Origin of the sequence: Kitasatospora sp. MBT63, assembly GCF_000710465.2 — a bacterium.
Classification (GTDB): Bacteria; Actinomycetota; Actinomycetes; order Streptomycetales; family Streptomycetaceae; genus Kitasatospora.
This window is the reverse complement of record NZ_JAIZ01000424.1, coordinates 15,944-18,795: the sequence shown is the minus strand read 5'-3', so window position 1 is coordinate 18,795 and position 2,852 is coordinate 15,944. Positions and strand designations below refer to the sequence as shown.

Annotated in this window: 3 protein-coding genes; 2 read left to right on the top strand and 1 reads right to left on the bottom strand. The window is 75.9% G+C overall.

The window, feature by feature from the left end:
* Positions 1-736: DUF6745 domain-containing protein (locus AA75_RS23505; protein ID WP_033822180.1), on the top strand; the 736-nt coding region annotated here is incomplete at its 5' end.
* A gap of 207 nt (positions 737-943) precedes the next feature.
* Positions 944-1,795 carry a fumarylacetoacetate hydrolase family protein gene (locus AA75_RS23500; RefSeq protein WP_033822179.1) on the top strand — a complete coding sequence of 284 codons (852 nt, stop codon included), beginning with the start codon at positions 944-946 and terminating at the stop codon, positions 1,793-1,795.
* 85 nt (positions 1,796-1,880) lie between these two features.
* On the opposite strand, the gene AA75_RS23495 is transcribed toward AA75_RS23500, so the two are convergent.
* The gene (locus tag AA75_RS23495; protein ID WP_051813143.1) at positions 1,881-2,720 is read right to left on the bottom strand and encodes a TetR/AcrR family transcriptional regulator; all 840 of its coding nucleotides are present in this window, start codon (positions 2,718-2,720) and stop codon (positions 1,881-1,883) included.
* Positions 2,721-2,852 lie beyond the last annotated feature (132 nt).

Below are 2,852 nucleotides of genomic sequence, written 5' to 3'. Positions count from 1 at the left end.
GGCCGCCCGGATCCGGGACGCGGTGCTCGACCGGCTCGCGCCCGACCCCGCCGACGACGAGCCGCCGGCCGCCCGGGATGCGGCCCGCACCGTGCGCTCCGCCGCCCGGCTCGCCCTGCTGGACGGCGTGCTCGGCCCGCACGACGCCGCCTGGCTGGCGGCCTTCGACGCCGCCGGCGCGCTGGACGGACCGCACCCGCTGGCACCGCTCGCCGAGATCGCCCGCGGCGCCGGCTGGTGGTGGCCGTACGAGGGCGTGGCACTGGTCAGCGAACGCCCCGTGGAGCTGCACCGCGACGAGGCGGGCCGGCTCGACCGCGCGGACGGCCCGGCGCTCGCCTACCCGGACGGCTTCGCCCTGCACGCCTGGCGCGGCATGCCGGTGCCGCCCGGCTTCCTGGCCGAACTGGCCGCCGTCACCCCGGAGCGGATCCGCACCGAGGAGAACGCCGAACTGCGCCGGGTGATGCTGGAGTTCTACGGCTACGAGCGCTACCTGGCCGACTCCGGCGCCGAGCCGCTGCACCGGGACGCCACCGGGGTGCTGTGGCGGATCCAGCTGCCGGACGACGAGCCCGTGGTGATGGTCGAGGTGGTCAACTCCACCGCCGAGCCGGACGGCACCTTCCGCACGTACTGGCTGCGGGTCCCGCCGTCCACCCGGACCGCGCGGGCCGGGGTGGCCTGGACCTTCGGCGTCCCGGAGCAGGAGTACCGGCCGCAGCGCGAGACCTGAGCGGACCCCGCCCGGGGTCCCGCGGCCGGTTGTCAAGGGTACGGCCACCCGATTCCGGGCCCCGGCAGCCTGTACGGATTGATAGGAATTCGCCGAGCCCCGGCCACTGGTTCGCAGGCCAGGCCGTTGATATACCTCAGAGGCATAGGACGGGCGAGGTGTATCACCTACCCGTCGAGATGCGACGAACCAGGTGGTGATGGGCAAGTGAAGCTCCTCCGTGTGGGCCCCGCGGGCGCCGAGCGTCCGGTCGTGCTGGGCCGCGACGGCGCCGCGTACGACCTCTCCGAGCACACCGCGGACATCGACGGCGCCTTCCTGGCGGGCCTGGACCGCGCGGCCCTGGCCGCCGCCGTCGAGGCCGGCGAGCTGCCCCGGGTGGACCTCACCGGGCAGCGCACCGGCGCCCCGGTGGCCCGGCCGGGCAAGGTGGTCGGGATCGGCCTCAACTACCGCGACCACGCCGCCGAGGCCGGCGCGCAGCTCCCCACCGAGCCGGTGGTGTTCCTCAAGCCGAGCAACACCGTGGTCGGCCCGCAGGACGAGGTGCTGGTGCCGCGGGGCAGCGAGAAGACCGACTACGAGGTCGAACTCGCCGTGGTGATCGGCCGCACCGCCCGCTACCTGGACGACCACCGGCAGGCCGCCGAGGTGATCGCCGGGTACGCGGCGGTCAACGACGTGACCGAGCGGGCCTTCCAGTTCGAGCGCGGCGGCCAGTGGGACAAGGGCAAGTCCGCCGAGACCTTCACCCCGCTCGGGCCCTGGCTGGTCACCCCGGACGAGGTCGGCGACCCGCAGGCGCTGAGCCTGAAGCTCTGGGTCAACGGGCAGCTCCGGCAGGACGGCAGCACCGCCGAGATGGTCTTCCCGGTGCTGGAGATCGTCCGCTACCTGAGCCACTTCATGGTGCTGGAGCCGGGCGACGTGATCATCACCGGCACCCCCGCGGGCGTGACGCTCGGCCACCCGGGCACCCCGTTCCTGCGCCCGTCCGACGTGGTCGAGCTGGAGGTCGAGGGGCTCGGCAGGCAGCGGCAGGTGCTCGGCAAGGCCTGAGCCGGCCGCCGGCCCGACCGGTCCGGCCGCCCGCCGGCAGGTGACCGACCCGACCCAGGCACGGGGTCCGGGTCCACCCCGCCGGCTACCCCGCGTCCCCGCCCGCCGTCCGACCGCCGTGGATCCCGTCCGCCAGCGCCCGCACCCGCTCCGCCATCGCCCGCGCCGGCCCGCCCGGTGCCTCCAGCTCCAGCAGCCCGGCCAGCATCCCGGCCGTCTGCGGATCGTGGCCCGCCGTCGCCGCGCTCATCGCCACGAACTGGTCGACCAGCCAGTCCCGCAGCGAGTCCGGCGGGATCTGCCGCCCCTCGTCCAGCCAGCTCAGCGCCGAGGCCTCCACCACCGAGATCCACGAGCGCACCAGCAGCGTCAGCCGCGGCCCGGCCTCGCGCACCCCCAGGTGCCGCAGGGTGCGCCGCAGCGCGGCCCGCCGCACCTCGTCCACGATCGCGGAGGTGCGCGCCGTCTCCACCACCGAGCCCCCGCGCAGCAGCGCGCCGTACCCGGCGTCGTGCTCGGCGACGAAGTCGAAGTAGCGGTCCAGCACCGCCGCCAGCTGCTCGGTCGGCGTACCCCGGGCGGGCACCTTGAACCGGCCGGTCAGCTCCTCGGCGGCGGTCCGCAGCGCCGCCTCGTACAGCTGCTGCTTGCCGCCCGCGAAGTACCGGTAGACCAGCGGCCGGGAGGCCCCCGCGGCCTCGGCGACGTCGTCCAGGGTCACCTCCTCCGGCGGCCGCGAGCCGAACAGCTCCAGGGCGACCGCGATCAGCTGCTCCCTGCGCTGCTGCACCGGCAGCCGCCGGTACCCGGCCCGCCGGGGCCGGTCCGGCGCGCCGCCGTCCGCCGCCCCGGCCGGGCCGCTCCCGGGGGCGGGCGGGTCGGCCGGTCCGGCCGTGGCCGTGGGTGGTGCTGAGCGCGCTGCCATGGCGGTCAGCGTAGTGGCCCGGTGACCGTTTCCGGAGGGGGTCCGCCGGGTCCGGGAACGGTACGGCGGCGGTACCGGGCCGCTGCGCCGGTCGGCGGGTCATCGGTCAGAATCGGGACGAATCATCGCATC